Here is a 3928-nt window from a genome sequence, read left to right as displayed (position 1 = left end):
TTCGATACGCACAACAACACGGTTTTAACGTCGTTTCATTTTAAAAATCAGGTTTCAAGACCTCTTTTTAGTATGCCCAAAATTTGGGTAAACAATAGCTCAATTAACTTTGACTTTTTTCAAACTTATCTCCTAAAAACCGAGCTAGATTCAAGTCCAGCTCGGTTTTATAATTCCTCCGCAATTTTATTGATTTTACGCAGTCGATGATTGAGTCCACTCTTTGTAATGGGCTTTGAGAGACTATTTGCTAACTGCTGAATCGAATAATCTGGATGATGAATCCGCAATTGAGCCACTTCTTGCAAATCAGACGGCAATTGGTCAAGGCCAATCGTTTCCATGATTTTAGAAATGTTGTTAATCGTCTTCATGCTAGCCGTCACGGTGCGGGCAATGTTAGCGGCTTCTGCGTTGATTGCCCGATTGAGGTCATTTCGTGTCTCGCGAAGAACTTTGACATTTTCAAATTCTGTCTTGGCTTCTTCTGCCCCAATAATCAAGAGAAAGTCCATGATATCTTCTGCTCGCTGTAAGTAGGTAATGCTACCTTTAGAGCGTTCGATGACTTTTCCGTCCAAGAGAAATTTTTGCAGAAGGTTGGCCAAGTCATGGGCATGATCTTCATAGATTGAAGCAATTTCTAGCTGGTATTTCCCTGTTTCTGGGTCTTTTACCGAACCACTGGCTAGGAAAGCTCCTCGTAGATAGGACTGACTCCAGCTATCATTTTCTAAAATTGCAGGCGCAATCCCTGTCTCTAAGCCAAAGAAACTATCTGCTAGGTAGAGATCATCTAAAATCGCATTGACTCCCTCCTCTAGAAATACCGTATAGACACGATTTTTTCGAAGATTAGTCTTTTGGTGATGACGAATTTCTGCCTTGACTTGGTAAAACTGATAGAGCATTTCATAGAGATGACGGGCGATTTTCGCATTCTCACTACTAATCGACAGGGTAAGCCCAGACGAAGCAAGCCCCAAACTGCCAGATAGCTTAATCATAGCTGCCAATTCACTCTTTTCTGGCTGTCCCTGACTGATAATTTCTTCTTTTACTTGCACACTGAAACTCATGATTTCACCTGCAAGATTTTCAAGAGTTCTTCGACCACTAAGTCCCCGTCATGAAAGGCTCCGCCATTTTCCAATCGTAAGAAATTTGAAGAAATGACACGCTGGGCTTGCGCCTGCAAACCTGTAAAGTCATGCTTGACCTGCACCAAGTATTCGTCAAACTGGTGGGTATTCATGTATTCTTTTGGAACCGGCTCGATATTAACCAAGACCGTATCAATAAAATTCTCACCCAAGTGCTTGTTCAGGACCCGCACATGGTCTGCATCGCTGAAAAATTCGGTTTCCCCCCGCTGGGTCATGATATTGCAGACGTAGGTCACATCGGCCTTGGTCTCTTTTAGGGCCTGACCGATTTCTGAAATCATCAGATTTGGCAAAATCGAGGTAAAAAGAGACCCCGGACCAAGAACGATCATATCGCTTTCGAGAATGCTTTCAACCACCTTCCGACTGGCAGTCGGCTCATCTTGATTGTAGGAATTGGTCACATAAACATGGTCGACCATACCCTTGTAGCCTGCAATCTTGCTCTCGCCCACCACCTCATGACCATCTGTAAACACAGCATGGAGAGTCAGGGCATTTTCGCTTGAAGGATAGATTTTTCCTGTCGTATGAAAGAACTTGGATAGGAGCTGCATGGCATGATAGGTCGAACCTTGCATTTCAGAAATACCAGCAATAATCAGATTTCCTAGGGGATGACCTGCTAATGCTCCGTCTGTCTCTGCAAAACGATACTGAAAAATGCGCTCATAAAGCTTTGGCATGTCAGACATAGCAAGCAGAACATTTCTTAAATCACCGGGCGGCGTCATCTGTAAGGCCTGACGGATTTCACCAGAAGATCCACCATCATCTGCTACGGTTACAATGGCAATAATATCCACATCCTTATCACGCAGACTTTTGAGAATCACCGGAATGCCTGTACCACCTCCAATGACTGTAATTCTAGGCTTTCTCATGAACGATTGACCGTTTCCTTTCGTCTATCTTTATCACGGTGATTGAGGTTGACCGTCCAGCCTGCTTCTAAATCGTCTGCTAGGCGTTTCGCAAAAGCCACACTACGGTGTTGACCGCCAGTACAGCCAACTGCAATAGTCAAAACAGATTTGCCTTCCTTTTGATAACCAGGCAAAATGGGTTCAATTAACCCAAGTAAATGCTTGTAGAAAGACTCCGACTCTTCGTGCTCCATGACATAGTTAAATACTGGCTCATCCAGTCCTGTTAAATTTCGTAATTCTACTTGATAATAGGGATTTGGTAGAAAACGCACATCAAAAACCAAATCTGCATCAAGTGGCAAGCCATATTTAAAGCCAAATGAAATCACCTCCACCCGAAAAGAGGGTTGATTGGTCAGACTAGCAAATTGATCTGAAATTTCTTTGCGTAAATTGCGCGGTGTCAATTCTGTCGTGTCAATCACATTTTGGCTCATGTTTTTGAGCGGTGCGAGCAATTCACGTTCCAGTTGAATCCCGTCAAGAACTCGGCCGTCTGCCGCAAGTGGGTGAGAACGACGAGTTTCCTTATAACGGGCAACCAATTCACTATCTGTAGCATCTAAAAAGAGAATTTTAAAGTCCACATCATCAGCCGATTCAATCTCGTCAAGAACTTGACGAATCTCAGCAAAAAAGGAACGGCTACGCATATCAACCACAACTGCTACCTTGTCATTGTCTTGACTATGGCGCATCAATTCTAGGAATTTTGGTAAGAGGGCTGGAGGCATATTATCAACTGTAAAATAGCCCAAATCCTCAAACGATTGGATCGCTACCGTCTTTCCAGCACCTGACATTCCTGTGACAATCACCAGATGAAACTTTTCTGACATAGCATTCCTTTCTAGTTTTCGACAAACGCAATCACTTCAATTTCCACTTTAACATCACGTGGTAGGCGAGCAACTTCAACTGCTGAACGAGCTGGAAATTCAGATGAAAAGGCAGTCTGGTAAACAGCATTAAAGGCTACGAAATCATTCATATCACTCAAGAAGCAAGTCGTTTTCACCACATGGTCAAAATCTGTTCCTGCTTCCGTCAAAATGGCTTGAATATTTTTCAAGACTTGCTGTGTCTGTTCCTCAATCGTCGTGCCGACAATCTCACCCGTTTCTGGAGATAGGGGGACCTGCCCAGAGGCAAATAAAAGATTTCCAACGACCTTGCCTTGCACATACGGTCCAATAGCTGCTGGAGCTTTATCTGTGTGAATTGTTTTCATTGCGCTAATACCTCATTCGTTTTTTCTTTATTATAGCACATTTTTAGGAAATGAGAGGCAAACACGACAAACGCATGAAGAAAGTTTCGTTTTCAGATAACAGTTTCATAAACTAAGTTCGAATCCTTTGCTATACTAGAGATAGTGGAGGATTTTGTTATGAATGAGAGACTGGATTTCTTGATAGGTGTCCGTGATGATAGAGAATCCTGGAAAATTAAGCACACATTGTCAGATATTGTCTTGCTTATTTTCTTTGCGCGTCTATCAGGTGCAGAATATTGGGATGAAATTGAGGAGTTTGGGACTGCCTATGAGTCTTCCTTGCGAACCGTGTTGGAGTTAGAAAATGGGATTCCGTCTCACGATACGCTGCAACGAGTTTTTGCGACTCTAGATCCTCAAGTTCTAGTAGAAGTGACACAGATGTGGTCTGCTCTTCTTGAAGAGGCAGAGGTATCAGCTAAACATTTTACTCGTTTTTCGAAACGCCTGATAGCCATTGACGGAAAGACAATTAGAGGTAATGCCAGCCAACACCAGAAAGCCTTACATATTGTCTCCGCCTATGCGACAGATTTAGGGATTTCCTACGGTCAAGT

Annotated in this window: 5 protein-coding genes; 1 reads left to right on the top strand and 4 read right to left on the bottom strand. The window is 43.0% G+C overall.

The genetic code is table 11. From position 1 onward, the window contains the following. Positions 1-167: 167 nt before the first annotated feature. Genes whiA through ABPH35_RS10505 form a run of 4 tightly spaced genes read right to left on the bottom strand, consistent with a single transcriptional unit; the run spans position 168 to position 3326 of the window. A complete protein-coding gene (gene whiA / locus ABPH35_RS10520; protein ID WP_349989632.1) occupies positions 168-1079 on the bottom strand; it encodes a DNA-binding protein WhiA in 912 nt (303 codons plus the stop codon). Continuing rightward, positions 1076-2050 (bottom strand): YvcK family protein, encoded by a 975-nt coding sequence (locus tag ABPH35_RS10515; protein WP_349989633.1) that lies wholly within the window; start codon positions 2048-2050, stop codon positions 1076-1078. The genes whiA and ABPH35_RS10515 overlap by 4 nt, the downstream gene beginning before the upstream one ends. Continuing rightward, positions 2047-2934, bottom strand: a complete 888-nt coding sequence (rapZ, locus tag ABPH35_RS10510) for an RNase adapter RapZ (RefSeq protein WP_349989634.1) — start codon at positions 2932-2934, stop codon at positions 2047-2049. The genes ABPH35_RS10515 and rapZ overlap by 4 nt, the downstream gene beginning before the upstream one ends. Positions 2935-2945: 11 nt before the next feature. Next, on the bottom strand, positions 2946-3326 hold the full coding sequence (locus ABPH35_RS10505; RefSeq protein WP_349989635.1) for a RidA family protein: 381 nt from the start codon (positions 3324-3326) through the stop codon (positions 2946-2948). A 159-nt stretch (positions 3327-3485) separates the two neighbouring features. Here ABPH35_RS10505 and ABPH35_RS10500 point away from each other — a divergent pair. Further along, positions 3486-3928, top strand: a 443-nt coding sequence (locus ABPH35_RS10500; protein ID WP_368849785.1) for an ISAs1 family transposase, incomplete at its 3' end; no start/stop codon positions are given.

It is taken from the genome of Streptococcus handemini (assembly GCF_040984445.1).
Taxonomy (GTDB): domain Bacteria; phylum Bacillota; class Bacilli; order Lactobacillales; family Streptococcaceae; genus Streptococcus; species Streptococcus handemini.
Note: the sequence above shows the minus strand (reverse complement) of the source record. Positions and strands in the feature narration are given on the sequence as shown.